Below are 25752 nucleotides of genomic sequence, written 5' to 3'. Positions count from 1 at the left end.
AATTTATGCGTACGTTCATAGGGAGATAGGGAGAGTATCATAGAGATGAAAATGAACAGGCGCGTTATTTTTCTTTTCACGTTTTTGCTGACGGTTTACGCCGGAATCAACATCTACATCGGTTGGCATGTGACGGAGTGGTTTAAGCTGGTCGGAGTTAGTTTCTCGCCTTGGGCGTTCTGGGTACCCTTCGGCTTGATCGCTTACGGTTATATTTTGGGACGCGTCCCGCTTCCCCATGCTATTAAACCCGCTGGAAGGCTATTGAAAATCGTGGGAGCTTATTATATTTTCATCATGGAAACCGGTTTGATCCTGTTTTTGTTGGAGGATTTAATCGGTCTGGTTCCGCGTATTGCCGGTTGGAATATCGATGACTATTCGATCTACGCGGGAAGCATCGTCATGGGTGCGCTTGCCTTGCTGTTCATCGTCGGTTCCCGGAACGCTTGGAGTCCGATCGTTCGTACGTACGAGCTTCCGATCGATAAGTCCGCCGGCGAGAACGGTCAGCGGGAATGGACCGTTGCCGTCGCATCGGATATTCATTTGGGCAACATCGTTGGCCGCAGGCATCTTCGTCGTCTGCTTAAACGGGTAAACGAGATGCAGCCCGACCTGATTCTGCTTCCCGGGGACGTCATCGATGATTCTATCGAACCGTTTATCCGCAATCGGATGGGAGAGTTGCTAGGTCAATTAAAGGCGAAGCACGGCGTTCTCGCGGTACTCGGAAATCATGAATATTACGGCGGGCATATCGACAGCTATATCGAACAAATGAACGCCATCGGCATTCAAGTGTTGAGGGACGAATCGGTTAAAGTCGCGGATGCGATAACCGTCGTCGGTCGGAAGGATAAAACGGCGGAGGGCGGTCCATTCGGCGGCAGAGAGGTAATCGGCGATTTGTTGGGCGGGTTGGATCATAACAAGCCGATTATCGTGCTCGATCATCAGCCGACTAAGTTCGCGGAGGCCGCGGAGGCGGGGGCGGACGTTCTGCTTAGCGGACATACGCATCGGGGGCAATTTGCTCCGAACCACCTCTTTACGAGAAGATTGTTCGAGCTCGACTGGGGCTACATGCGGAAGGAAGCGATGCATGTCGTCGTCTCCTCCGGTTTCGGATCGTGGGGACCAGCCATTCGAATCGGAAGCCGAAGCGAGATTATTCGCCTAGAGATTAAGCTGTTGCCGTAAGTATACAGGGTAAGCGGATAAAGCCGCGCTTTAGGGTCAATTCATGACCTTAAGCGCGGCTTTTATTGTTGTTGAGATAGATTTATAGAATGTCAATCCTCAGTCCAATCCGCTGTGCAGCACGCTGTGAGCGTACTGCACACTACTCTCGTCGGCATTTTCGACTTGCATATTAACATAATTCTATGTTTGTGCTTTTCCAATTAAGAGTGGCTCCAATGTAGCGTGTCATAAATGCAGAGTTTAGATCATTATATTTAAAATCTACATTTATTATTGTGTCATAAATAATTATATGATATACAATATATAAATCATTTATCGCTAATGGAGGGTTTTCGATGGAGAGAGAATTGGCGCTGGAAATCGTAAGGGTAACGGAACTTGCTGCATTGGCTTCCGCGCCTTGGATGGGCCGCGGGGATAAAATAAACGCAGACGGAGCGGCTACGTCCGCGATGAGGGCTATGTTCGACTCGATCTCGGTTAGAGGCACGGTCGTGATCGGAGAGGGAGAGATGGACGAAGCGCCGATGCTCTATATCGGCGAACAGGTCGGCAGCATGAACGGTCCCGAGGTGGACGTTGCGGTCGATCCGCTCGAAGGCACGGAAATCGTCGCCAAGGGCTTGAACAACGCGATGTCCGTCATTGCGGTTGCGAACAAGGGGAATCTGTTGCACGCACCGGATATGTACATGGAGAAGCTGGCCGTTGGCCCGCAGCTCGTCGGCAAGCTGAAGTTGACCGACCCGATGGAAACGACGCTAAGAAAAGCTGCGGACGCGCTGAATAAGAACGTATCCGAGCTAACGGTCATGATCCTGGATCGAGTGAGGCATGAAGCTATTATTAAAACGTTGCGCAACGTTGGCGTGCGGATCAAGTTTCTTTCGGATGGCGACGTGGCGGGGGCGATGGCTCCGGCATTCCCGGAGGCGGGCATCGATCTTTACGTCGGATCGGGAGGAGCTCCCGAAGGCGTGTTAGCGGCCGCCGCGCTCAAATGTCTAGGAGGGGAACTGCAAGGACGGCTTATGCCTTCGGATGCGAACGAATACGCGCGTTGCCTGCAGATGGGGATCGACGATCCCTACAAAGTGTTAACTATGGAAGACATGATCGGCTCGGAGGATGTCATCTTCGCCGCTACCGGCGTAACTCCCGGCGAGTTTCTCGGCGGCGTTCGTTACTTGCCGGACGATCGCGCGGAGACGAATTCGATCGTCATGCGAGCCAAAACGAGGACGATTCGGTTTATCCGGGCGTTGCATTACTTGCCGAATAAGCAGTTTTTATGAGCTTTATTCTTTGAATACGAAGGACGTCGACAAGAGAACGGTGATCAGGTATATTCTGATCGCCGTTTTCCTTTTATTCAAGAAACAAACTTCTTTGTTTGTGTTTGATTTAAAACTATTCAAACATAAACGGGTGTGATAAAATACAAACAAACAGACAAAAAACCAATCATTCGGAGGTATTCTTCATGGTACAAAGCTTGTGGGACTCATCGAAAGCATCTGAGCAACAAACCGGATTGGATCAGCTCGTCTATCGTTCGAACATCATCGGCGCGGATCGCCGGGTATGCAACTTCGGGGGAGGCAATACGTCGACGAAAACTGTCGTGCAAGATTTCCGCGGCCGCGATACCGAAGTGATGTACGTGAAAGGAAGCGGATCCGACCTGGCTTCGATGAAAGCCGGCAACTTCACGGGCTTGCGCTTGGACGACATTCGTCCGCTGTTCGAGAAAGCGGAAATGTCCGACGAAGACATGGTCGCGTACCTGGCGAATTGCATGATCGATTCCAAGCACCCGCGCGCTTCGATCGAAACGTTGCTTCACGCATTCCTGCCGTTCAAACACGTAGACCATACGCACCCGGACTCCATTATCAGCCTTTGCTGCGCGGATAACGGCAAGCAACTGGCGGAAGAGATTTTCGGCAACCGATTCGTATGGGTTCCTTATATTCGTCCCGGATTTACTTTGTCCAAAATGATCGCCGAAGGCGTGCTTAACAACCCGAACGCCGAGCTCGTTCTGATGGAGAAGCACGGCTTGGTCACTTGGGGCGATACTTCCGAAGCATGTTACGCGCAAACGATCAAGATCATCTCCGAGGCGGAGAGCTTCATCGAGAACCGTATCGTCGAAGCGAAAGTATTCGGCGGCGCGAAATACCCAACGCTTGAGGCGGACGTACGCCGCAGCGTAGCTTCGCAAGTGATGCCGACGATTCGCGGAGCGGTAAGCGATGCGAAAAAAATGATTCTGAGCTTCGACGATGCGGACGACGTGCTGCAATTCGTCGGCGGCAAAGATTCTGCGACGCTTTCCCAAGTCGGAGCTGCTTGCCCGGACCATCTCGTTCACACGAAAGTCGTTCCGTTGTTCATCGATTGGGAGCCGAACGCGGAGGATATCGATGGCTTGAAGGCGAAGCTTAAAGAAGGCATAGCGGCATACAAGCAACAATACGCCGCTTACTTCGAACGCAATAAGAACGAGGGAGACGTCATGTTCGAAGCCGCTCCCCGCGTTATTCTGATTCCGGGCGTCGGCATGATCAACACCGGCAAGAGCTGGGCGATGAGCCAAGTGAGCGGAGCGTTGTATCACCGCGCGATCGCCGTTATGAGAGGCGCGACCGCGCTTGGTAATTTCGTATCGCTCGTAGAGAACGAATCCTATAACGTAGAATACTGGCCGCTCGAGCTTTACAAGCTGTCGTTGGCTCCTGCGGAAGCGGAATTCTCGCGCAAAGTCGCTTTTATTACCGGCGGCGCGGGCGGAATCGGCAGCGAAACGGCACGCAGACTCGTTTCCGAGGGCGCGCACGTCGTGCTGGCGGATTTGAACCTCGAAGGCGCCGAGAAAGTCGCGGCGGAGATCAACGCGAAGTGGGGCGAGAACCGCGCGCTTGCCGTGAAGATGGACGTAACGAGCGAGGAAGCCGTGCAAGCCGCATATGCGACGACGGCTTTGACATACGGCGGCGTGGATATCATTGTCAACAACGCGGGCCTTGCGACTTCGAGTCCGTTCGACGAAACGTCTTTGAAAGAATGGAACTTGAACATGAACGTTCTCGGAACGGGCTACTTCCTAGTCGCACGCGAAGCGTTTAAGCTCATGAAAACCCAAGCGATCGGCGGCAACATGGTGTTCATCGGCTCCAAGAACTCCGTCTATGCGGGCAAGAACGCTTCCGCGTACAGCTCCGTTAAAGCGTTGGAAGCCCACCTTGCGCGTTGCATCGCAGCCGAAGGCGGAGAGTTCGGAATTCGCGTCAACACGATTTTGCCGGATGCGATACTTCAAGGTTCCGCGATCTGGAACGGCAGCTGGAGGAACGAACGAGCAGCGGCATACGGCATCGAGCCCGATCAATTGGAAGAATACTATCGCAAGCGCACGACGCTTCTCGTTAACATCTATCCGAGGGATATCGCGGAAGGCATCGCGTTCTTCGCATCCTCGAAATCCGACAAAACGACAGGCTGCATGTTAACGATCGACGGCGGCGTGCCGGCGGCGTTCACGCGCTAATCCGGAGGCGACATCCATGTACAAGCAACGGGGAGAGAAGCTTTGGTACATTCCCGACGGTTATATACCCGAGACCAGTTCAGGAGATTTGACTAGCCACGAATCCATCTGCGTGTTGAACACTTCGTCGGAGGACGCGCTACTTGAAATCACGATTTTTTTCGAGGATCGCGATCCGATGGAGAAAATCATGGTCGTCGTAGGCGCAAGGCGAACGAAACATATTCGTACCAGCTCGCTGCAACAAGATGGGATGCCGATTCCGGTCGGTGTTCCTTACGCCATCGAAGTCAAAAGCGATGTCTCGGTTATCGTGCAATATAGCCGCCTAGATTCCACTCAGGCGGAGAACGCGTTAATGTCCGTTATGGCTTTTCCAATTCAGTGACCCGATGGGGGAGGAAGCAACTTGTCATCTCAAGTCCTTAGCAACTACGAATCGGCGAAGCAACAATACGCCAAACACGGAATCGACGTCGATCAAGCGCTGGAGCAACTGGAAAAAATCAAAATTTCGATGCATTGCTGGCAAGGCGACGACGTGCGCGGTTTTCTGAACAAGGATCAAGCACTTACGGGAGGTATTTCGGTAACGGGTAATTACCCAGGGGCTGCCGGAACTCCCGAAGAGCTTCGCTCCGATCTGGAAAAAGCTTTTTCTTTGATTCCCGGCAAGCATAAAGTCAATCTTCATGCGATCTACGTGGACACCGACGAGAAAGTCGAATTGGATCAGCTGCAACCGAAGCATTTTCAGAAGTGGGTCGATTGGGCGAAGGAGCAAGGACTCGGGATGGACTTCAACCCGACTTGTTTCTCTCACGAGAAATCGAAGGACGGATTTACGTTAAGCCATCCGGATCCGGACATTCGCCGGTTCTGGATCGACCATTGCAAAGCGTCGCGCAAGATCGGCGCCTATATCGGCGAACAGCTCGGACAGACTTGCGTCACGAACGTATGGGTTCCGGACGGATTCAAGGACGCTCCGGTCGATCGCATGGCACCTAGACAGCGATTGAAGGATTCGCTTGACGAAGTATTTTCCGAAGAACTGAATCCCGCGCACAATCTGGACGCGGTCGAAAGCAAGCTGTTCGGAATCGGTTCCGAAGCTTACGTCGTTGGATCCCATGAATTCTACATGGGCTACGGACTTCAGAATAACAAGCTCATCTGCCTCGACGCGGGCCATTTCCACCCGACGGAAGTGATCTCGAATAAGCTGTCTTCGCTCGCCTTGTTCGCGGATGGCATCCTGTTGCACGTCAGCCGCCCGATGAGATGGGACAGCGATCACGTCGTCACGCTTGACGACGAGCTGATCGACATCGGCCGCGAGCTCGTACGCGGCGACTTGCTCGGCAAGACGCATATCGGCCTCGATTTCTTCGATGCGAGCATTAACCGCGTCGCGGCATGGGTCATCGGCACGCGCAACACGATCAAAGCACTGCTACGCGGCATGCTCGATCCGGTGGAAACGCTCAAGAAAGCCGAATTGGCCGGCGATTACACGACTCGCCTGGCTCTGACCGAGGAATTCAAATCGTATCCGTTCGGCGCGGTTTGGGATTACTATTGCGAGAAAATGGGCGTTCCCGTTCGCGAGGAATGGCTTGCCGACGTGAAAGCTTACGAACAAGACGTGCTGCTGAAACGCGGCTCTTAATAGAAGAAAGGCAAGGGGGATGCAACGTGACGAGCATACTCGCGATTGATCTCGGCGCGAGCAGCGGAAGGGCGCTGCTCGGCCGGCTAAAGGACGGCAAGATCGAAGTCGAGGAAATCCATCGCTTCCCCAACGACCCGGTGCAGGTGGGCGACCGCTTGCATTGGGACATACTTAGACTCTATCACGAGATTAAGACGAGCTTGCTGAAAGTAAAACATCGGGGAATCGAATTGAAGAGCATGGCGATCGATTCCTGGGCGGTCGATTTCGGCTTTGTCGGCAAGAACGGCGAATTGATCGGCAATCCGTATCATTACCGGGACAGTCATACCGAAGGCGCGATGGAAAGCTTGTTCGCCGAAATACCCGCTTCGGTTATTTTCTCCCGCACCGGCATTCAGTTCCTTCCGTTCAACACGATTTATCAATTATACGCGTTGAAGCAAGCGAACTCCCCATGGCTGAAGGAAGGCCATCGCCTGCTCATGATTCCGGATTTGCTGCGTTACTTCTTGACCGGAGAAATGCACAACGAGTTCTCGAACGCGACGACGACGCAATTGTATAATCCGACAACGGATAAATGGGATGCGGAGTTGTTGAAGATGCTGGATTTCCCGGCTTCTTGGTTCGGAGATGTTCTAAAGCCCGGACAGCTTGCGGGTCGCCTGCGGACTTCTGTCTGCGATGAGTTGGGCATTCCGTCGATTCCCGTGTACGCGGTGGCGGAACATGACACGGGTTCGGCCGTGGCCGCGGTTCCCGCAACGGATAAAGCTTTCGCCTACTTAAGCTGCGGAACATGGTCGTTGATGGGTACGGAAGTCGATAAACCGGTTCTCCATGAGCTCGCGCAAAAATTGAACTTCACTAACGAAGGCGGAGTGGCGGACACTTACCGGTTATTGAAGAACATCATGGGGTTGTGGATTCTGCAAGAGTGCCGAAGAGAGTGGGAGCGAGCAGGAAAAACGTACTCCTTTCCCGAATTGGTACAGATGGCAGCGGGTACGAAGCCGTTTAACGCGTTTATCGATCCGGACGACGACTTGTTCCTGCCGCCGGGCGACATGCCCGCGCGCATCGCGCAATATTGCCGACAGTCGGGACAGCTTCCGCCGGAAACGGACGGCGAGATCGTACGTTGCATTCTGGAAAGCTTGGCGCTCAAGTATCGCCATGTGTTCGAACTGACCGAACGGTTATCGGGTCATCGCTTCTCCGGACTGCATATGGTCGGCGGAGGCATTCAGAATACGTTGCTTTGCCAGTGGACGGCGAATGCGATCGGCAAGACGGTTTGGGCGGGTCCTTCGGAAGGCAGCGCCATCGGCAATCTTGCCGTTCAATGGATCGCTATGGGAGAGTTCTCGGATATAGGAGATGCCCGTCGCGCGATTCGCGCGTCTTTCCCGGTCACGGATTATGAACCGGAGGATGCGGAAGCGTGGAATGAAGCCTATGAACGCTTCAGCGCATTGACGGGGATCGGGTTACGATAAAGGAATAGGGAAGAGGTCTAAAATGCTAGTCGCGGAGCGCTATGAGAAAATCGTAAGCCTGGTCAACGATCGAGGGAGCATTCGGGTATCCGTACTGAGCGAGCTGTGCCAGGTGACGGAGGAGACGATCCGCAGGGATCTAGACCGTCTGGAGCAGGCCGGACGATTGCGTCGGTCTCACGGCGGCGCCGTAAGCGTTAAGGATTCGCAGCCGATGCAACCGGAAATTCCTTACGCCTTAAGGGAAATCACGAATGCGGACGAGAAAAAGCGGATCGCCCTCGAAGCGATCAAGCGGATTTCCCCTAAGGATCGGATTTTGCTGGATGCGAGCTCGACCGCATGGTATATGGCGGCGGACGTGCCGGACATCTCGCTTACCGTGCTTACGAATTCGATTAAAGTGGCTACCGAGCTCAGCAACAAAGAGAAGATCGAGGTCATCTCGACCGGAGGCATTCTTGCTCAGCGTTCGCTTTCCTTTGTCGGACCATTGGCCGAAAGGTCGCTGGATGCGTATCATGTGGATAAAGTATTTCTGTCGTGCAAAGGCGTTCATCTCGATCGCGGCATAAGCGAATCGAACGAATTGCAAGCGCGAATCAAGCAGCGGATGATCGGCATGGCGGACGAGGTAGTGCTACTTGCGGACTCCAGCAAGTTCGGAGTTCAAGCGTTTACGCACGTCGCGGATTTGTCTCAGGTTGACGTGATCATCACCGATAAGCGCATGCCGAGGGAAACGATCGGACAGCTCGAAGATCGCGGAATTACCGTTATTACCGTGTAACCTATCGATTTGCTTCGACTATCGCCAACCGAAACGATAAATTCGGTTGGGATAGTCTTTTCCTTAACAAACTTGTCTGATAACCTGATATAATATTAAAACATGAATGCAGAAGCGGAAAAGGGGTGCCTTATGAAAGTGTCCTTATTCATAACTTGCCTGAGCGATGCGATCTACCCGCGAGTAGGCGAAGCGATGGTTCGATTGCTGGCTAAATACGGCGTGAAAGTGGAGTTTCCGAAGGTGCAGACTTGCTGCGGCCAGCCGGCTTTTAACAGCGGGTATTGGAAGGAAGCCCGGGCGACGGCGCACACCATTATCGAAGCTTTCGAAGATTGCGACTTCGTTCTTTCGCCATCGGGTTCTTGTACCGGCATGATCCATCATTACCCGAAGCTGTTCGAAGAAGATGCCGTCATGCATGAGAAGGCGATCGCTTTGCAAGCCAAATCCTACGAGTTCACCCAATTTCTCGTGCAGGTGCTAGGCGTAACGGACGTCGGCGCGACATTCCCGCACAAGGTCACGTATCATCCTTCCTGTCACGGAAGTCGACTGCTCGGCGTGAAAGACGAGCCGATGGCGCTCATGAGCAATGTAAAAGGCTTGGAATTCGTGCCGTTGCCTTTTGCGGATGATTGCTGCGGTTTCGGCGGAACGTTCGCCGTAAAAATGTCGGAGATATCGGGTGCGATGGTTACGGAGAAGGTCGATCACGTGAAAGAAACGGAAGCCGAAGTACTCGTCGGTCTCGATATGGCCTGTCTAATGAACATTGCCGGTAATTTGCGTTATCGTAACGAGCCGGTCCGGGTCATGCATCTGGCGGAACTGTTATATGAAGGAGTGAAGCACGCATGAGCGGAACGGGAGGACACGATCATTCCGGTGGGGCGACGGTGAAAGAACGGGCGGATCTCGCGTTGAACAACGACTTCTTGCGCAAAGCCGTGAAGTTCACGACGGAGCGGTTGAAGAACGGTAAGCTCAAAGCGATGGAGGAACACGGCAATTGGGAGGAATGGCGCGAGCGCGGCAAGCAAATCAGACTTCATACGATTGCCCATCTCGACTATTACTTGAACCAATTCACGGAGAACGCCCGCGCGAACGGAGTTCACGTCCATTTCGCCGATACGGCGGAAGAGGCCGTCCACATCTCGCTTTCGATCGCCGAGCGCAAACAAGCGAAGTCGGTCGTTAAATCGAAATCGATGGTGACGGAAGAGTTGCACTTGAACCACGCGCTCGAATCGATCGACGTGGAAGCGGTCGAGACGGATCTAGGCGAATACATCATCCAATTAGCGGGTGAAACGCCTTCGCACATTATCATTCCCGCCATTCATAAAAATCGTTACCAGATCGCGGATCTGTTGTCCGAGGATGCGGGAGAAAAGCTAGAGCCCGATACTTCGATTCTGGCCGGATACGTAAGGCGCAAGCTTCGTCAGAAATTTCTCGAAGCCGACATCGGCATGACCGGCTGCAACTTCGCGATCGCGGAGACGGGTTCCATGGTGCTGTTCGAAAATGAGGGCAACGCGCGGATGGTCACGACGGTGCCGAGAACGCAGATAACGCTGATGGGCATGGAGCGCATCATTCCTTCATGGTCAGATCTCGAGGTCATGGCCACGTTACTTCCTCGTTCCGCGACCGGACAAAAGTTGACCGTTTATATGTCCGGCATTACCGGACCGCGCCGATCGGAGGACGCGGACGGTCCGGACGAGATGCATATCATTATCGTGGACAATGGCCGTTCGCTTCAACTCGGCGACCCGGAGTTCCAAGAGCTGTTGAACTGTATCCGCTGCGGCGCATGTCTGAATGCTTGCCCGGTCTATAGACATATCGGCGGACATGCCTACGGAGGAACCTATAGCGGACCGATCGGTGCCGTGCTCACGCCTTCCTTGCAGAAAAACGTCGCCGAATGGGACGATATCGCCAACGCTTCGAGCTTGTGCGGCGCATGTTACGAGGCGTGTCCGGTCAAGATCCCGCTGCACGAGATGCTGATTTATTTGCGACGTCGCAAAATCGAAGCCGGGCACGGAGACAAGATCGAAGCCGCTGGTATGAAGGGCTTCGCGACGGTCATGTCCAAGTCTGGTCGCTTCAATGCGGTATTGAAGCTCGGCAAGTTCGGCCAGAAGCTCGTAGCCCGTCGGGGTGAAATTCGGATTAAAGTCGGCCCGCTTAAAGGCTGGAATAGCTATCGCGTTACGCCGAGCCTGCCTAAGAAATCGTTCCGCGACCAATGGGGTACGTTGGAGGCGGAAATCCGCGGCGGGTTGCAGGAAATGGCGCCGGACGTGAAAAGCCGAATGGAGCGAATCGTGAAGGAAAGGGCGAACGGAGCAGGAGGGCACGGACATGGACACTAATGCGAAGACGCATCAGCAATGGCTGCAAGAGATGGAAGCGGAATCCCGTTCCAAGCAAACGAGGTTCATTAACGGCATATCCGAGAAGCTGCGCCGCCCGATGGTGAGCGAGCCTCCCCGTCATCCCTACCGGGGAGCGCCGGACTTCTGGAACGCGTACGAATGGAGCGAAGAGGAACGGATCGAGAACTTCACGTCGAACTTCAAAAGCGCGGGCGGACACGTCGAAAGGCTCGCCACGATGGACGACGCGAAACGGTTCATCACGGAAAAAGCGAGGTCGCTAAGCGCGAAATACGTCATCCGGAACAAGCAACCGGAGCTAGACGCGTTGAAGCTGGAAAGCGAACTGCCGGATGCACGTGTGTCGGTATGGAATGAAGAAACGACCGCGGGCGAGGGGCCATTATATTGGAAAGCCCGGGCCGCGGAAGCCGACATCGGAATCGTAATGGCAGATTACGCGGCGGCGTACACCGGATCGATCACCGTACGTTCATCTAAGGATAAAGGGCGTTCGGTAAGCCTGCTTCCCACTGTCCTTATTGCCATTATTCCGCTCGAACGGTTGAAAACGCGGCTGGGAGAGATTATGGTCCATTTCGACGAGGGCGGACGCGAGAACTTGCCCGCAGGCATACACTTCATCTCCGGGCCTAGCCGTTCGGCGGACATCGAGAACGATTTGACGATCGGCGTCCATGGACCGGGCGTCGTCTATGCGCTTATCGTCGGATAAGTCGAGATCGTAACCGCAATAGCCGATTCGCGGCGAGAACAGCCTAAGCAGAAGGAGGGAAAGCTTTAGATGGATAAGGAAATGGAGATGACCCGGCTGACGAAGCGGAATCACTACGAGGAGATCAAGGATCAGCTTCATGCGATGATCACGGACGGCCGATTCAAGGTCGGCGACAAGCTGCCTTCGACTAAGGAAATGTCCGAGCGTTTCGGAGTAGGCCGATCGACAACCCGCGAAGCGTTAAGCGCTTTGAAGGCGATGGGGCTGATCGAGATTCGCCAAGGCGGAGGTTGCCGCGTCATCCGCAATTCGCCGACGGAGCTTGCCCTTCCGGAGCTCGACTCGCTCAGGATGAATCGAGGCACTTTGCTGGAGTTGTTGGAAGCGCGTCAATCGCTGGAGGTATCGAATGCGGCGGTAGCCGCAGCCAAACGGACGGATTCGGACTTGGCGGAGCTAGCCGCGTTGATCGAAGCGATGGAACGCTCGGTCGGTCAAGATCTGGAAGGCGAGCGGACGGATTTGCTGTTCCATCTTACGCTGGCGAGAGCTACCCATAATTCGATCCTGGTCCGCCTGTTCGAATCGATCGCCAATCAGATGGAGACCGCGATCCGGGATATCCGCAGAGTGGAGCTTTACGCGAACCAACAAGTAGCGGAGCGACTCTATCTCGAGCATTCGGCCATCTATGAAGCAGTGCGCAATCGGGATGCCGATCAAGCGGCTTCGACGATGAAACAACATTTGCAGCACGTGGAGAACATTTTGACGAAGTATATATGAATCATGGACATTAGCCCGGGCGACCGGGCTTTTTCTTTTCCTGGAAGAAACTATATATGCTGAACTAAAGAGTTCGCAGAATGATACCAGGCTGGAATACGGCTGTAAAGAGTAATATAGAGTAGTATTTGACTGCTGCAGAGTTCTCCGCCAGACTTTCGTCAATTGCGGAAGAAGATGCCTTGGTAGTCCACGTAGTAACGATGACACTGAGGTGTTTTCATTACTAGCATGTCGAGGAGGAATTCGAAGCAAGACCTCCGGTTGTGCTTAAAAAAAATAATCATCTATAAATCTCCAGTTGTTATGAACGATTCAGGTTTTCAGGCCATGCTATGAATAATCTTTTCTACGTGGTCTTGCATTTGAAACTCAAATGGAGTATTGTTTAGTTGGTTAAATACAAACATTTACTTTTATGCTTCTATTAGGGAGGTGGTTTATTAATGCGTAAATCAGTTAAACCCTTATTAGTCGCATTAGTCATTTCACTTAGTACAGTAATATTACTGGGTGTATACTTTAAGAATGGCAAAAAAGGTGATGGTGTATCGTATGGATATGGAATAGAGCCAAAAGAACAAGCGATTATCGTGGGCAATGTTCATTCAAAATACGGGCCTGGAGAAGTGTTTTTTGAAAACGGGAAGACCGTATATGTACAAAGAGATCAAGAATTGCTTCGCCGAATAGCCGATGAAGAAAATGAAGCTATTCCAGATGGATATCATATTAAGGAAATTGTGGTTATTCATTAAATAATTTGACTTTGTGAATTATTTGTCCCTTGAGAAGATAGATGATTTCACCATTCAACTCCGCCATAACTCAGGTCAACATAAAGGTCACCTTACAGATGCCCTTTATGTTGACCTGAGTTATTTTAGTTTCTTCGTAGCGATGCGGATCGTTACTTTTTTATTGTGCGTGAAGAAAACTATCGACTGACCATGTACCAAATGATAGGCATAAATGTTCCGTAATAAACGCCCTCACTCATACAAAAAAGATGATGGCGTTACGTTATTAGCCCGGAAACCGGCCGAATGGGGAAATAGAGTAATATTAACTCCTATGAGCTAGATCTATTCTGGTCATGAGGGGTTGCTCATCTTACCCGATGAAAACCGTTGATTTATACAAATGACAACTTTATCGAAAATGATTCGTCTATAACGGTAACGGAGCATACCTAGGCGAAACGGGGCGGATACATATGGGATTATTGTTCGGATGCAACCCTAAGCTTGTTTTAGGATTAATGGCATTAATCTTTTTGTCCGGGTGCATGTCATCATCTTATACGAAACCGATCGTCACGGAAACGAGTCCTCGACCGTCACCAATCGCGACAGAAGCGATTCCAGTTTACGCGGAAGAGCTTCCGAAGACGATTCGGGAAGCCCGGACGGCAAAGGAAGCGATCGCGATATTCGAGACCAATATTCCCCTGCTTAAGCCCGACGAGCTTGATCGGCTGTTAATGGAACTGGAAGAGTTCTACCGGTCCGACGCCGATCATGTGAATGCCGCGTTGCGATCGGCCAACGAGTCGGGGCTTTTCTCGCGTTTCTCCAATCCGGTCGGCTCCGATCAAATCGATGAAATCCAAGACGAAAAGATACGAACCATAATTAGCGAAGCCATTGAAGGAAAATACAAATTCAATGCCGGCGAAGGCGTCTTGGTCCCGATTGTCGATTATCGCGCGTTAACTTCGTACGCTTCCTTCGTAACGCCCGCAATGGCGGATTACTTAGAACTCATGGCTACCGCTTCCGACAAGCCGGCGTTCGGAGACGGCAGTATCCTCATTCCGCGAACGGAATTAGGGGAGAGGGCGCTTCAAGCGGAGCAATATTTGAACGATTATCCTTATTCCCCCCGATTCGATCGAGTGAAAGCGGAATTTGGCTTAAACTTAGGTCTCTTGTTTGGCGGGTCGAGCAATAGCGAGATCTACGACGAGAACAAACGACTCATCCCCGAAGTGAAGGAAGCCTGGAATACGGCCGCTGCCCACAAAGATACATTGACGGGCAAGCTCTCGAAAGACAGAATTCTACTTTCCGACAAGATAACGAGTTCCTTCAATAAAGGCAAAATATCCGTCGAAACCTTCTACCAGGAAATCAGAAAATTCCGCGATCGGATGGAGACTCGTATAAACGCTTATTACGTCAACCGAACGGATCCTGCCCAAGTCCAGTGGATAGCTATGTCGCATCCGATACCCATGGGGATCGCGAATCTCTTATTCCCGGACGAAAAGCAAGCGGAAGCCGCGCAATTGCTGCAATGGCTCGCGGAAGCAGACGAAGTAGACGGCGAAGGTATGACGCAGCCCCTCCACGGCCGAAGCATGGCGGCGAATATCGTATACCGCGACGGTAAAACTTTGGAGATTCGTCCGGCTTGGAGCTGCGATACCGAAAAATCTACGGAAGGCAGCACGGGGACATCCTGCACGCCGGTGAAGGATTACGTCTGGATCGGAGATTCCAAGGGTCAATCATGGTTTGCGCTATCGCCATTCTTATTCGAATTCGTGAACTCCGGCTACAAAGCGTCGATGCCCGACGTAATCCCATACCATTTTCCAAACGCGATTCGATTAGGCGAATCGTTTAAAATCGAAGGCAGAGGTTCGACGGCGGAGAAAACCTATTTACAACTATCCCAAGGGAATAAGGTCGTTTGGAGAAGCGATGAAACGAAGGTCGATCATGGCGCATTTGAAATTACGGGGAAACTGGACGCTGCAAAATATAAAGCGGGAGACTATGAGTTGAGGATCGTCGGCATTCCGTATAAGGGATTCGAATCCTTCGAGGGCGGCGAGGGAAACGGGATCCAGACTTCAATCCAAGTTACGGATTAATCGCGGGAGAAGGGATGCTGCATCCCTTCTTTTGTTTTTTATTTACGGCTTGCGAATTGTTCGGTGTTACGTTGGCTTTAGGCTCGGAATCTTTCTTCGCACTCGATTGGCGAATTCTCGTCTCCCATTCGGCTTGACGCTGACGGGATAGTTCTTTTAAATCGTGATCATGATAGAACATTTGTTATTCCTCCTTGCGATCTCTGATGAGTTTTATTATGCTGAATGCAAAAGAGGAAAAAAAGTGAACAGTTTAATAATTCCATTTCCCCTTTTGTTGATAGGACGAAATTCGAAGATCATTGCCGGGAGGGAAATCGATAGATGAACGCCTTGGCGGAGAAATATTTAATGTTATTAAATAAAATCGGCAACAACGCGGTTACCCATGCGGAGATCGAGGTGACGACCGAGGAGCTGGCGAATGCGCTGTATTGCTCGACGCGCAACGCCAAGATGGTCGTGCGTAAGCTGGTCGACGAAGGCTTGATCAGCTGGGTCGCAGGACGCGGCAGAGGGAACGTGTCCCGGTTGGTCTTCTTGGCGGAAAAAGAACCGCTTCTAATGGAGTGGGCTCAGGACATGTCGAGAAAAGGCGACTATAAGCAGGCGTTCGAGCTTCTGAAGACTTATCATTCGCAAAGCGCGCTTATAGACCGTTTCGTACAATGGCTGAACGGTCATTTCGGTTATGCGGCAGATCTTGCGGGCAATAGCCAAGCGATCGACACGTTGCGTTTTCCGGTATACCGGCCTATCGTCACGATGGATCCCGCGGATGTTTACTGCGCGTTCGATGCCCATATGGTTCGCCAGGTGTTCGATCAATTGCTTCAGTACGATTATGCCTCGAGACGAGTCACGCCGGGGGTGGCGCATGCTTGGGAGATGAACGCGGACGCGACGGAGTGGACGTTTCATCTGCGCAAGGGCATTCGGTTCCATCATGGCCGGGAGCTAACGGCGGATGACGTTAAGTTTACGTTGGAAAGAATACGTGGCGATCAACCGGTCGGTTGGATGACAAAGGATGTGATACTGGTCGAATGTCACGACGGAAGAACGTTACGAATCAAGCTGTCTAGGCCTAATCGGATTTTCCACCGTTACCTGAGTTCGGCGGCCATGTCCATCGTACCGCGCGATCTTGTCATGAAAGATGAATCCCTCTTCCGCGAACGTCCGGTCGGCAGCGGACCGTTCCGGGTCGTCGAATGGTGCAACGACCGCTTCGAGATGGTCGCCAATCCGGATTATCATCAAGGAAGGGCCCATCTGGACCGCATCGTGATCGCGCTCATGCCGGAAGAGGCGGAGTCCATGTCCCTCGGAGCGCACTGGAAACAATTATTGTACGACAACACGCTCCATCTCAAGCATCCTGATCCGGAGTTGATGGCTACGTACGAGCTCTCCAATGGCTGCATGTTGATGTCTTGGAATTTGCGTAAGAATGGACCCCAACAGTCGTTTGCCTTCAGGCACGCCATCGATTTACTGTTGAACCGCAAACGGTTCATAAGGGATTTAGGAGGCAACCGAGTGTATCCGGCTCAGGGATTCAGGCCCACGGAACAGACGCCTTATCTCGACGAAGAGCATGACGAAGAAGAAGGGATTCGCTTACTCCGGGAAAGCGGATACGATGGTACGCCGATTACTCTCAGCATCTTTGGAAGCCATGAGACAGATGCCCATTGGATCGAACGGAGATTCGCCGAATTCGGAGTATCCGTCGTCGTGAGAAATGATTCCAAGTATAAGATCGGCGATCTGGAAACGATGGAGAGCGCGGATTGTATCTTATACGAGGTCGTAATCGCGAGCGACGACGTCTGCGAGATCGAGAATTACGTTCAATCTGGAAATTTCCTCAAGGAATGCCTCCAAGACGATATGCGTTTGTGGGCGGAAGGCAAAGTCGAATCGGCGCTGGTTTGCGAGAGATCGGAAGACAGAACCGCGATACTCAAGGAAATCGAGGACCGACTGCGCGAGGAATGCCATGTCTTGTTTATTTTGCATAAGAAGCTAAGCACTTACGTCCATCCGACAGTTAAAGGCGTGCAGCTTAACTACTTGGGTTGGATGGACTTCAAGGATATTTGGTTGGAATCCAGAGCTATGAATTCCGTTGAGTAATCCCTATAATGTATACATTATGAGATATTGAACATAGAGAGGGGCGTCCCGATGAATTTCGCCAGCAAGCTCGTTCAGAAGGTGAAGGACCGATTCGTTCAACATAAACTAAAGCCTTATGCGGATAAACTGAAGGAAATCCAGCTCTTGAGATTGGAAACGTGGGACGATGGCAAACTTAAAGCCGAATCTTTGAAGCTGAAGAAACAAGTGCAAGACGGCACCTCGCTCGACGATATCCTCATCGAAGCCTTTGCAATCGCGGGAGAAGCGGCCAGCCGCGTACTCGGGATGCGTCCCTTCGACGTGCAATACATGGCTGGACTCGTACTTCACGAGGGCAATCTCGTAGAAATGCAAACCGGAGAAGGCAAGACTCTTGCGGCGGTTATGCCGGCATACGTCAATGCCTTGCAGGGTAAGGGCGTTCACGTGCTAACGTTTAACGATTATCTCGCGGGCAGGGACGCGGAGTGGATGGGCCCGATCTACCAGTATTTAGGTCTTTCCGTCGGCTTCGTCAAGGAAGGCATGACATTGGAGGAGAGACAGCAAGCCTACTCCGCGGACATTACCTATGTTACGGCTAAGCAAGCGGGATTCGACTACTTGCGGGATACGATCGCGATGAATCCGACCGACGTCGTTCATCGTCCTTTCCATTATGCGATCGTGGACGAAGCCGATTCGTTGCTCATCGACGAAGCGCGCGTACCGCTCGTGATCGCGGGGGAAGTCGCTTCGACCGGCGGCGACGGCGGCCGGATGGCGAATTTGGCCAGACAGCTCGTATTGGGCGAGGATTACGATTTCGACGAGAACAAACGCAACGTGTTCCTGACGGAAGCCGGCGCCGAGAAGGCGGAACAGGCGCTTAGAAGCGGCAACCTGTACGAATCCAACAACACTCATTTGTTAACGTCATTAAATTGCGCTCTTCACGCGGAATCCTTATTGAAGCGAGACGTCGATTACGTCATCCGGGACGGCAAGCTAGAGCTTATCGATCCTTACACGGGACGCGTCGCCGAGAACCGTCACTGGCCCGATGGCCTGCAAGCGGCGGTCGAAGCCAAGGAGGGCATGGCTTCGAATACTTCGGGCAAAATCCTCGGAACGATTACGCTGCAGCATCTGTTGAGCCTGTACCCGAAAATTAGCGGAATGACCGCTACGGCCCAGGATTCCGCGGAGGAATTCGAAGAGACCTACAACTTGCTCGTATTCGAGATTCAACCGAACCGTCCGCGAATTCGCATCGATCACGAGAGTCGAATCTTTACGCATAAGGAAGCCCGACTTAACGCGTTGGTGAAAGAAATCGCCGAAGTTCACGCGACGAAACGGCCGATACTCATCGGGACGAGCAGCGTGGAGGAATCCGACCAATTAGCCGAAAGGTTGAAGGCTGCGGGCGTGACTTGCCATGTGCTGAATGCGAAGAACGACGAGAAGGAAGCCGAGATCATCGCCAATGCCGGCGAGCTTGGGGCGGTTACCGTTTCCACGAACATGGCGGGGCGTGGCGTCGATATCCGACTGGGCGGAGGTCATCCCGAGCAGGCGGACCAAGTCGCCAAGCTCGGAGGCTTGTACGTCATCGGAACGCATATGAACGAGAGCGCGAGAATCGACAACCAACTGCGAGGACGCGCCGGACGTCAAGGCGATCCAGGTTCGTCGAGGTTCTATGTTTGTTTGGAGGACGAGCTCATTAATCGGTTCGGCATCGAGAAAGCATTACCTCCTGCATATCGGAACAAGAAGCAAGACGAGCCGCTCGAGGCATCGATCTTCAACAAGAAAATCGATCATATCCAGCGTATCGTGATGGGACAAAACTTCGAAATGCGCAAGACGTTAAACAAATATTCCGATATGGTCGAAGAGCAGCGGCGGATTCAACAGGAACAACGCGAAGCGATCTTCGACAACCGCGAGTCGCTCAGCTCGACGGAACGTTATGTACGGTTATACCACATGGATCGCAGCTGGTCGGATCATCTGGCCTATGTTTCCTACATTCGGGAAGGCATCCATCTCGAGAGCTTAGCCAACCGTAACCCGGTCGACGAGTTCCATCACCGGATCATACATGCTTTCGAACAGCTTCCGGAGAAGATCGATAAGGAAACCGCTAAGACGCTAAGCAAGCTGAAGACGGGTACGCCATCCGATCAAGTCGATTGGGACAAGGAAGGTCTCAAAGCCCCTTCAAAAACTTGGACGTATTTGATCCAGGATCAGTTCATGGAGAAAAAATCGAATATTTTCGGCTTATAAGAAAGAGGTTGTCGCATGAACGTGAGGAAAATGAGACTATACGACACGGAGAACATCCATTCCGGCGACGATCGGGACGAATACGAGAAGGATTACGCCAGACTCATCCAGTCTCCGGCCTTCCGCAGATTGCAAGGCAAATCGCAGGTGTTCGGCGCGGGCTCGGGAGACTATTACCGGACTAGGTTAACGCATTCGCTCGAAGTATCCCAGATCGCCCGGGAGGTGGCCAGAAAACTCGGCAAAAGCTATGCGTTTCTCGCGAACAAGGAGCATCCGGGCCTCATGATCGATCCCGAGGTCGTCGAATGCGCGTCGCTGGCGCATGATCTTGGACATCCGCCATTCGGCCACAAGGGAGAAGAGGTGCTGAACCGTCTCCTTCAGGAAGAGCATGGCCTGAAGTACGAGGGCAACGCCCAGAACTTCCGCATCCTCATGTTTCTGGAGAAACGAGCGGGCAGCGGCAGCGGATTGGATCTCACGGCGTCGGTATTGCTTGCGATCAACAAGTACCCGTTCTGCATTGACGAGCCGGGCAGGCAAAAAGGCGTCTACCGTAAGGAATGGGAAGGCATCGAATCGCTTCGCCTAGCTTGGGAAATGCCAGTCGGCTGCGCTACGCTCGAGGCTCAGCTCATGGACCTGTGCGACGATATCGCCTATTCCACTCACGATCTCGAAGACGGGATCCGAGCCGGCAAAATCCAGATGGACCGGGGCTTCTTCGAGGACGATAGACTGGTCGCTCATGTCGTGCATGAGATCACGAACGATCCGAGCTACGACGAGACGAAATGGGAGAACGTCGATCAATCCGCGATGGTCAAACAGGTACTGATAAACTACCTCGAGCAATGGGAGATTATTTATGCCGAGTGCGACCGCGAGCCCTCTAAAACGCGCCGCGAGATGAAAGCCCGCTGGGTTCGCGCGTTCGCGAACGAGGTCGGAATTATCGACGATCCGGATTCAGGATGGAAAAAAGTCACGCTTATCCGTGACGGAAGTACGAATCTGGAGCTGCTTCGCACGATGGAAATCTTGAAGAAGCTCGCTTGGGTAACCTTGATCAAGGACTTCCGCGTACAACGGCTGCATAAGCGAAGCGAAGTGATGATAGAACGCCTGTGGGGAAGCTTCAAAACCTACGAGGCCGGTCGCCTCATCATTCCGCCGGACTGGCTGGAGAGCTACGAGGCTCAGAAGGATAAGTGGAGCTGGGAACGATTGGCGGCAGATTACATCTCGGGTATGACGGACGCTTACGCCGAGAAAGTATATGCCGAGTTCTTCGCCAGCCGATCCGGCTCGATCTACGAAAGAGATTAATTTGCCTCTTGACCCTGACATTAATGTCAGGGTTTATACTGGTCTCGTATCGATCGGAACTAAGGGGGAATCCACGTGAGAATCGGAGAGCTCTCCGCGCGAACCGGAGTCAGCATTCGTTCGCTGCGCTATTACGAGCAACAGAAGCTGTTGACGTCAGTACGGATGGATAACGGCTATCGCGAATATTCCCCGTTGGCGGAAGATCAGGTGCGGACGATCCAGTTCTATCTCGGGTTAGGGATCACGACGGAGCAGATCGCGAGTTTCCTTGGTTGCGTGCTCAAGAACAAAGAGGCATTCTGCCAGGAAGTGCTTCCGATCTACGAGCTCAAGCTGAAGGAAATCGACGACCAGATCCATCAATTGTACCAGATCAAATCGAACTTGCTGGACCGCATCCGTTCGATACAGGAGAGTTAATCTATCTGTAGAGGAGGAACGACAAATGTCCTTGAATCTGGTGAATGACGAGACGTTTCAGGTCAGTATCAAGCAACAGGGAGTTACAATGGTCGATTTCGGCGCGCCTTGGTGTCCGCCATGCAAAGTGCTTAAGCCCATATTGGATGAACTCAGCGAGGAGAATGCCGGCCGGGTGTCCGTTCTCGAGGTGAATTGCGACGATTCTCCGTCCATCGCGTCTGAATACGGGGTTCTATCCATGCCTACCGTAATCGTGTTTCATAACGGAGAGCCTGTCGAGAAGCTCGTCGGCCTTCGCCCGAAATCCGTATACGAGAGCTTGCTGGCTAAATACGCTTAAGAAGAAAGCCGCGGAGACGCGGCTTTTTGTTGTTTTTTTGGCAGAAGATGCCTATCATTGAGAAAAGAGAAAACGCGAGAGGGGAACTATACCATGCAAATCGATTTGAAAAACAAGACGGCCCTTATTACCGGAGCAACCGGACAGCTGGGCCGAGTGATGGCCAGAACGTTGGCCGAATGCGGAGCGAACATTGCGATTCAATACCGCAACAACGAGGCTAAAGCAAACGAGCTCCTAGACGAGATCCATGCCTACGGCGTGCGCGCGACGATCGTTCAAGGCGACATTACGAGTCTTCAATCGATACTGGCAATGAAAGAAACGGTTCAAGATCAGTTAGGCTCCGTCGATATCGTCGTCGCAAACGCGGTCGTGCAATATCAATGGACGAGTATTCTGGAACAAGCGCCCGAAGACTACGAGAGCCAATTCGAATCCTGCGTGATGCAGAGCGTCTACTTGGCGAAAACATTTGCCCCGGCGATGATCGAACGGAAGTGGGGGAGATTCATCGGAATTAACACGGAATGCTCGATGCAGAATTTTCCGTCCCAATCCGCCTACGTTGCGGGCAAACGGGGGATGGACGGGGTATACCGCGTCCTAGCCAAGGAAATCGGCGAGCATCAGATTACGGTTAACCAAGTAGCGCCTGGCTGGACGATCAGCGATCGCGACCGCGAGAATAAGACGGAGCACAGCGAGTCCTACGAACAGACCGTCCCTCTGAAGAGGCGCGGAACCGATCAGGAGATCGCGAATGTCGTTGCTTTTCTTGCTTCCGATCTCGCCAGCTTTATTACCGGTGCCTACGTTCCTGTAAGCGGCGGAAATGTAATGCCTTCGATTTGATTAGCCCGAGTTGTTGCGGCATCGGGTAGGTCGATTTCGAACACGCACTGAAAGATGCGAATATGCAGGTTTTCGACGCATTATTACGTAAGATTGCAAATTCCTGCGAATATGCAGGAATTAATCGAAACTCATCCGAGTTCTCTGCGAATCGCGCTAGAAAGCTGCATATTTGCAGGAATCGTCCCAATTTTACTCGAACAGTGCACTTTTTCCTGCGCATTTGCAGGGATTTCTGCGTACTTCCTAGCAGAGTGCCGTTACGAACGGCTTTGAGTAAGGTTGTGAAGCTATTACGATCAAGTGAAGAAAGCACCGGAAATGGAGCAACCAACCCTGGAGAATTTCCGTTATATCATTAGCGACTCTTAACGCTTTAATGAATATGGGGGGAACGGGAGGGGAAGGTTTGAGCCGGACAAAAATAAAACGGTTATACGCTTTGTTCGCGCTTTTGATCGTTTATCTCGTATTTTTCCCTTCGCCGACGCCTGAAATCGCGGTCCGCAAACATTTGTTCTTTAGCTTTCACCCGATGAAAGCGATAACGAAGTCGATCCATGAAGGCACGATTAAGAATGATCCGCGTTACGGCGACGAATATGAAGTTAACGACCTTTCACAGTCGTATTTCTACGTCAAGAAAAACGCGCTGGGTTGGCGCGTTACTTCCACAGGATCGGGACCTTAATGCGAAGAAGAAAGGGAGCGATCGAGGGATGAGCACTAATTTCGTTGCCATAGTCATCTTGATCATGCTCGCATTCGCGGCGAAGGCGTATGTTGCTAGAAGGAAATGCGGAGAGATTTTGTTCGCTTTCGAGGAACGGTTCATTAACGGCAAAGTCTATTTATTGAATATATTGTTGTTTTTGATCTATTTCGGAGTCGTTGCGCCTTGGATCGGTCGAAGCTACGTACTTATTTTTATCGCTTTTTTCGTCTTCTGGACGCCGTATTATTTCCTGTTCCTGAGGGCGTATTTAGGCCGGAACGGCGTTAAAGTCGGGTACGAATTCATTTCGCGCGATCGAATTTATCATTATCATTACGATGTTATTGGCAAGAGAAAGCTTGTCGTCGAGCTCGCGGTCAAGAATCGTCTTAACGCCGTTCAACTGATTACCCGCTTACATCGGAAAGACGAGGTCGAGAAAATAATGAAATCTTATTTTCCCGACGTCGATTAATCCAATGAACCGATCTTCCATTGTTTGTCTTTGAACAGATAAGCGATTTGCATCTCCCGATCCGTCCACTTCACGTCGGCGATGACTCTTTTAGTGCCGTTGACATCATCCGCGGAGACGAAGTCGATCCTCCTGAGCTTCAATTTATTGGCTGATGCATCCATCCATACCATGAACATGGCTTGGTCTTCAACGAATGCTTTTGGCTTGGTGTAGAACGTCTCCGCGTAGCGGTTGAAATCCCTGTCGTTAGCATAACGGATATGCGCGTTGGTCAGCTCAATCAAGCGATCTACGTCCGCTTTAGCCAATTTGACCGTATTCGCGATAACGGTTTTCTCTTTGGAAGCGGTTTTGGAGATACGGACTGTGCGGTTTTTGTTCACTACGAGGTTAAGGTGATAATAATCGGCGATATCTTTGAGCGGAACGTAGAGATTTCCTTCGATCATGACGGCCTTGGCGCTCATTTGGCGAACCTCGTGGTCTCCGATTTTCCATGCGGAAGAGCCGTTTGCGAATTTCAATCTTTCGGTTTTCAGCCCCGGGTAGCTTTCTCCAAGAACGAAAAGCGTCTTCGTTTCCGCTACCCAAACGGCGTCGTCCGGTCTCGTGGAGAAAGGCAAGCATTTCAGCAAACCTTTTGCGTCCACGTAAGTCCGACCGTTAACGAGTTTGCCATTGAACGAGAAGTCATGAAGGACGGTTGATTGGATTCGAACGTTCGGATATACCGCGGATTTCGCACTGGCATCGGACGTACGAATGCATAGTAACGCTAACGCGAGCGATAGAATGACAATGATTTGCAACTTTTTCATACAGGCACCTCCGATATCGAGAATAACAACCATTAATTTCCTGAAAATTAGACGCTCTGGTAAACGTAAAGTTGCAAAAAGCGGGGGATACGATGAACCTGGATTCGCGTTTCGCTGAAAATGGCGAGGTTATCATTCATTATTTATGTACGGTAACGGACTCGCAGGAGGTACCGCTGCTCATTTGTCCGGGGTTATCCGAGACTGCGGAGGAATACGAAGATCTAATGGAATATTTGTATCCCCGACCTTGCGTAGTTCTATCCTTCCGCGGGAGAGGCTTAAGTTCTACGCCATCGCAAGGTTACGCACTTGAGCATCATTTGTCGGATTTAGAAGCGGTCGTAAGAGACGCGCAGCTAGAACGATTCCATCTGTATGCGTATTCCAGAGGCGTATCTTACGGGCTGGCATTCATGGAAAGATACCCTCGCGCAGTCTTGTCGGCTATCCTGCAGGATTATCCGGCGGAGCATAAGCAGATGCCGTCCGAATGGGCGGAGGATTATATCGAGAACTACTTGATTCCTTTTTCCAGGGAGCTGAACATACGTCCGGAAGCAGTTCGAGGGATACAGAAAGAATCCGTGCAACGAACGTTCGAGATGAGCTACGGGAACCAACTTCTCGTACTTCGGGGCTTGTTAGCGGATAGCCTGCTTAAGGATGAAGGATTGCGACCCTATCGGAATATGAATCCGCAAGTTATCGTGGAGAGCTTCGATCGGTCAGGCCACGCTATTCGAAATTCGGAGAAAGATAAGCTTTATAGAATGATCAGAGATTTCATCCAAACATCCTAATAGCAAGATCAACACGAGCGAGCTCGTCG

Annotated in this window: 24 protein-coding genes; 22 read left to right on the top strand and 2 right to left on the bottom strand. The window is 51.9% G+C overall.

Translation table 11 applies throughout. The features are described 5' to 3' along the window. Positions 1-45 precede the first annotated feature (45 nt). The 13 genes from D7Z26_RS02455 to D7Z26_RS02395 all read left to right on the top strand — a co-directional run bounded on the left by D7Z26_RS02455 (position 46) and on the right by D7Z26_RS02395 (position 15531). Positions 46-1203, top strand: coding sequence for a metallophosphoesterase (locus D7Z26_RS02455; protein ID WP_233566566.1), 1158 nt, complete (start codon positions 46-48; stop codon positions 1201-1203). Between the two features lie 341 nt (positions 1204-1544). Further along, complete coding sequence (gene glpX, locus D7Z26_RS02450) at positions 1545-2504, top strand: class II fructose-bisphosphatase (RefSeq protein WP_120974481.1); 960 nt, start codon at positions 1545-1547, stop codon at positions 2502-2504. Positions 2505-2692: 188 nt separating this feature from the next. Continuing rightward, the gene (locus tag D7Z26_RS02445; protein WP_120974479.1) at positions 2693-4762 is read left to right on the top strand and encodes a bifunctional aldolase/short-chain dehydrogenase; all 2070 of its coding nucleotides are present in this window, start codon (positions 2693-2695) and stop codon (positions 4760-4762) included. Between the two features lie 16 nt (positions 4763-4778). Next, the gene (locus D7Z26_RS02440) at positions 4779-5150 is read left to right on the top strand and encodes a sensory rhodopsin transducer (protein WP_120974477.1); all 372 of its coding nucleotides are present in this window, start codon (positions 4779-4781) and stop codon (positions 5148-5150) included. Positions 5151-5171: 21 nt separating this feature from the next. Further along, on the top strand, positions 5172-6434 hold the full coding sequence (gene rhaA / locus D7Z26_RS02435; RefSeq protein ID WP_120974475.1) for an L-rhamnose isomerase: 1263 nt from the start codon (positions 5172-5174) through the stop codon (positions 6432-6434). Positions 6435-6460: 26 nt separating this feature from the next. After that, positions 6461-7939, top strand: a complete 1479-nt coding sequence (locus tag D7Z26_RS02430) for a rhamnulokinase (protein WP_233566565.1) — start codon at positions 6461-6463, stop codon at positions 7937-7939. A 22-nt stretch (positions 7940-7961) separates the two neighbouring features. Continuing rightward, on the top strand, positions 7962-8729 hold the full coding sequence (locus tag D7Z26_RS02425; protein WP_120974471.1) for a DeoR/GlpR family DNA-binding transcription regulator: 768 nt from the start codon (positions 7962-7964) through the stop codon (positions 8727-8729). A gap of 132 nt (positions 8730-8861) precedes the next feature. Beyond that, positions 8862-9590 carry a (Fe-S)-binding protein gene (locus D7Z26_RS02420; protein WP_120974469.1) on the top strand — a complete coding sequence of 243 codons (729 nt, stop codon included), beginning with the start codon at positions 8862-8864 and terminating at the stop codon, positions 9588-9590. Next, positions 9587-11122 (top strand): LutB/LldF family L-lactate oxidation iron-sulfur protein, encoded by a 1536-nt coding sequence (locus D7Z26_RS02415; protein WP_120974468.1) that lies wholly within the window; start codon positions 9587-9589, stop codon positions 11120-11122. The genes D7Z26_RS02420 and D7Z26_RS02415 overlap by 4 nt, the downstream gene beginning before the upstream one ends. Next, complete coding sequence (locus D7Z26_RS02410; RefSeq protein WP_120974466.1) at positions 11112-11861, top strand: LutC/YkgG family protein; 750 nt, start codon at positions 11112-11114, stop codon at positions 11859-11861. Before D7Z26_RS02415 ends, D7Z26_RS02410 begins: the two co-directional genes overlap by 11 nt. Before the next feature lie 81 nt (positions 11862-11942). Beyond that, on the top strand, positions 11943-12650 hold the full coding sequence (locus tag D7Z26_RS02405; RefSeq protein ID WP_120974994.1) for a FadR/GntR family transcriptional regulator: 708 nt from the start codon (positions 11943-11945) through the stop codon (positions 12648-12650). Between the two features lie 446 nt (positions 12651-13096). After that, positions 13097-13408, top strand: coding sequence for a hypothetical protein (locus tag D7Z26_RS02400; RefSeq protein WP_120974464.1), 312 nt, complete (start codon positions 13097-13099; stop codon positions 13406-13408). A gap of 530 nt (positions 13409-13938) precedes the next feature. Further along, the gene (locus D7Z26_RS02395) at positions 13939-15531 is read left to right on the top strand and encodes a hypothetical protein (RefSeq protein WP_147423818.1); all 1593 of its coding nucleotides are present in this window, start codon (positions 13939-13941) and stop codon (positions 15529-15531) included. Here D7Z26_RS02395 and D7Z26_RS02390 read toward each other — a convergent pair. Further along, positions 15521-15712: a hypothetical protein gene (locus D7Z26_RS02390; protein WP_120974460.1), complete on the bottom strand. Its 192-nt coding sequence runs from the start codon at positions 15710-15712 to the stop codon at positions 15521-15523. The genes D7Z26_RS02395 and D7Z26_RS02390 overlap by 11 nt on opposite strands. Before the next feature lie 143 nt (positions 15713-15855). Here D7Z26_RS02390 and D7Z26_RS02385 point away from each other — a divergent pair, with 143 nt between their 5' ends. The 8 genes from D7Z26_RS02385 to D7Z26_RS02350 all read left to right on the top strand — a co-directional run bounded on the left by D7Z26_RS02385 (position 15856) and on the right by D7Z26_RS02350 (position 24099). After that, positions 15856-17673: an ABC transporter substrate-binding protein gene (locus D7Z26_RS02385; RefSeq protein ID WP_120974458.1), complete on the top strand. Its 1818-nt coding sequence runs from the start codon at positions 15856-15858 to the stop codon at positions 17671-17673. A 51-nt stretch (positions 17674-17724) separates the two neighbouring features. After that, positions 17725-19956 (top strand): preprotein translocase subunit SecA, encoded by a 2232-nt coding sequence (locus tag D7Z26_RS02380; protein ID WP_120974456.1) that lies wholly within the window; start codon positions 17725-17727, stop codon positions 19954-19956. A 15-nt stretch (positions 19957-19971) separates the two neighbouring features. After that, complete coding sequence (locus tag D7Z26_RS02375; RefSeq protein WP_120974454.1) at positions 19972-21288, top strand: deoxyguanosinetriphosphate triphosphohydrolase family protein; 1317 nt, start codon at positions 19972-19974, stop codon at positions 21286-21288. Between the two features lie 75 nt (positions 21289-21363). Beyond that, positions 21364-21711, top strand: coding sequence for a MerR family transcriptional regulator (locus tag D7Z26_RS02370; protein ID WP_120974452.1), 348 nt, complete (start codon positions 21364-21366; stop codon positions 21709-21711). 25 nt (positions 21712-21736) lie between these two features. Further along, a complete protein-coding gene (gene trxA / locus D7Z26_RS02365) occupies positions 21737-22054 on the top strand; it encodes a thioredoxin (RefSeq protein WP_120974450.1) in 318 nt (105 codons plus the stop codon). 93 nt (positions 22055-22147) lie between these two features. Beyond that, positions 22148-22909 carry an SDR family NAD(P)-dependent oxidoreductase gene (locus D7Z26_RS02360; protein ID WP_120974448.1) on the top strand — a complete coding sequence of 254 codons (762 nt, stop codon included), beginning with the start codon at positions 22148-22150 and terminating at the stop codon, positions 22907-22909. A gap of 409 nt (positions 22910-23318) precedes the next feature. Next, positions 23319-23600: a hypothetical protein gene (locus tag D7Z26_RS02355; protein WP_120974446.1), complete on the top strand. Its 282-nt coding sequence runs from the start codon at positions 23319-23321 to the stop codon at positions 23598-23600. A 28-nt stretch (positions 23601-23628) separates the two neighbouring features. Continuing rightward, the gene (locus D7Z26_RS02350; RefSeq protein WP_120974444.1) at positions 23629-24099 is read left to right on the top strand and encodes a hypothetical protein; all 471 of its coding nucleotides are present in this window, start codon (positions 23629-23631) and stop codon (positions 24097-24099) included. Here the strand turns inward: D7Z26_RS02350 and D7Z26_RS02345 are convergent. Continuing rightward, complete coding sequence (locus D7Z26_RS02345) at positions 24096-24920, bottom strand: hypothetical protein (protein ID WP_120974442.1); 825 nt, start codon at positions 24918-24920, stop codon at positions 24096-24098. The genes D7Z26_RS02350 and D7Z26_RS02345 overlap by 4 nt on opposite strands. 92 nt (positions 24921-25012) lie before the next feature. On the opposite strand from D7Z26_RS02345, the gene D7Z26_RS02340 reads away from it, so the two are divergent. Then, complete coding sequence (locus tag D7Z26_RS02340; RefSeq protein WP_120974441.1) at positions 25013-25723, top strand: alpha/beta fold hydrolase; 711 nt, start codon at positions 25013-25015, stop codon at positions 25721-25723. Positions 25724-25752: the final 29 nt, after the last annotated feature.

The organism is Cohnella endophytica, assembly GCF_003628305.1.
GTDB classification, from domain to species: Bacteria; Bacillota; Bacilli; order Paenibacillales; family Paenibacillaceae; genus Cohnella; species Cohnella endophytica.
Note: the sequence above shows the minus strand (reverse complement) of the source record. Positions and strands in the feature narration are given on the sequence as shown.

Excerpts from the sequence above, each read along its gene's own strand:
- D7Z26_RS02455 (WP_233566566.1), top strand. The coding sequence starts at position 46 with ATGAAAATGAACAGGCGCGTTATTTTTCTTTTCACGTTTTTGCTGACG.
- glpX (WP_120974481.1), top strand. The coding sequence starts at position 1,545 with ATGGAGAGAGAATTGGCGCTGGAAATCGTAAGGGTAACGGAACTTGCT.
- D7Z26_RS02445 (WP_120974479.1), top strand. The coding sequence starts at position 2,693 with ATGGTACAAAGCTTGTGGGACTCATCGAAAGCATCTGAGCAACAAACC.
- D7Z26_RS02440 (WP_120974477.1), top strand. The coding sequence starts at position 4,779 with ATGTACAAGCAACGGGGAGAGAAGCTTTGGTACATTCCCGACGGTTAT.
- D7Z26_RS02425 (WP_120974471.1), top strand. The coding sequence starts at position 7,962 with ATGCTAGTCGCGGAGCGCTATGAGAAAATCGTAAGCCTGGTCAACGAT.
- D7Z26_RS02420 (WP_120974469.1), top strand. The coding sequence starts at position 8,862 with ATGAAAGTGTCCTTATTCATAACTTGCCTGAGCGATGCGATCTACCCG.
- D7Z26_RS02415 (WP_120974468.1), top strand. The coding sequence starts at position 9,587 with ATGAGCGGAACGGGAGGACACGATCATTCCGGTGGGGCGACGGTGAAA.
- D7Z26_RS02410 (WP_120974466.1), top strand. The coding sequence starts at position 11,112 with ATGGACACTAATGCGAAGACGCATCAGCAATGGCTGCAAGAGATGGAA.
- D7Z26_RS02405 (WP_120974994.1), top strand. The coding sequence starts at position 11,943 with ATGGAGATGACCCGGCTGACGAAGCGGAATCACTACGAGGAGATCAAG.
- D7Z26_RS02400 (WP_120974464.1), top strand. The coding sequence starts at position 13,097 with ATGCGTAAATCAGTTAAACCCTTATTAGTCGCATTAGTCATTTCACTT.
- D7Z26_RS02395 (WP_147423818.1), top strand. The coding sequence starts at position 13,939 with ATGTCATCATCTTATACGAAACCGATCGTCACGGAAACGAGTCCTCGA.
- D7Z26_RS02390 (WP_120974460.1), bottom strand. The coding sequence starts at position 15,712 with ATGTTCTATCATGATCACGATTTAAAAGAACTATCCCGTCAGCGTCAA.
- D7Z26_RS02385 (WP_120974458.1), top strand. The coding sequence starts at position 15,856 with ATGAACGCCTTGGCGGAGAAATATTTAATGTTATTAAATAAAATCGGC.
- D7Z26_RS02380 (WP_120974456.1), top strand. The coding sequence starts at position 17,725 with ATGAATTTCGCCAGCAAGCTCGTTCAGAAGGTGAAGGACCGATTCGTT.
- D7Z26_RS02375 (WP_120974454.1), top strand. The coding sequence starts at position 19,972 with ATGAACGTGAGGAAAATGAGACTATACGACACGGAGAACATCCATTCC.
- trxA (WP_120974450.1), top strand. The coding sequence starts at position 21,737 with ATGTCCTTGAATCTGGTGAATGACGAGACGTTTCAGGTCAGTATCAAG.
- D7Z26_RS02360 (WP_120974448.1), top strand. The coding sequence starts at position 22,148 with ATGCAAATCGATTTGAAAAACAAGACGGCCCTTATTACCGGAGCAACC.
- D7Z26_RS02350 (WP_120974444.1), top strand. The coding sequence starts at position 23,629 with ATGAGCACTAATTTCGTTGCCATAGTCATCTTGATCATGCTCGCATTC.
- D7Z26_RS02345 (WP_120974442.1), bottom strand. The coding sequence starts at position 24,920 with ATGAAAAAGTTGCAAATCATTGTCATTCTATCGCTCGCGTTAGCGTTA.
- D7Z26_RS02340 (WP_120974441.1), top strand. The coding sequence starts at position 25,013 with ATGAACCTGGATTCGCGTTTCGCTGAAAATGGCGAGGTTATCATTCAT.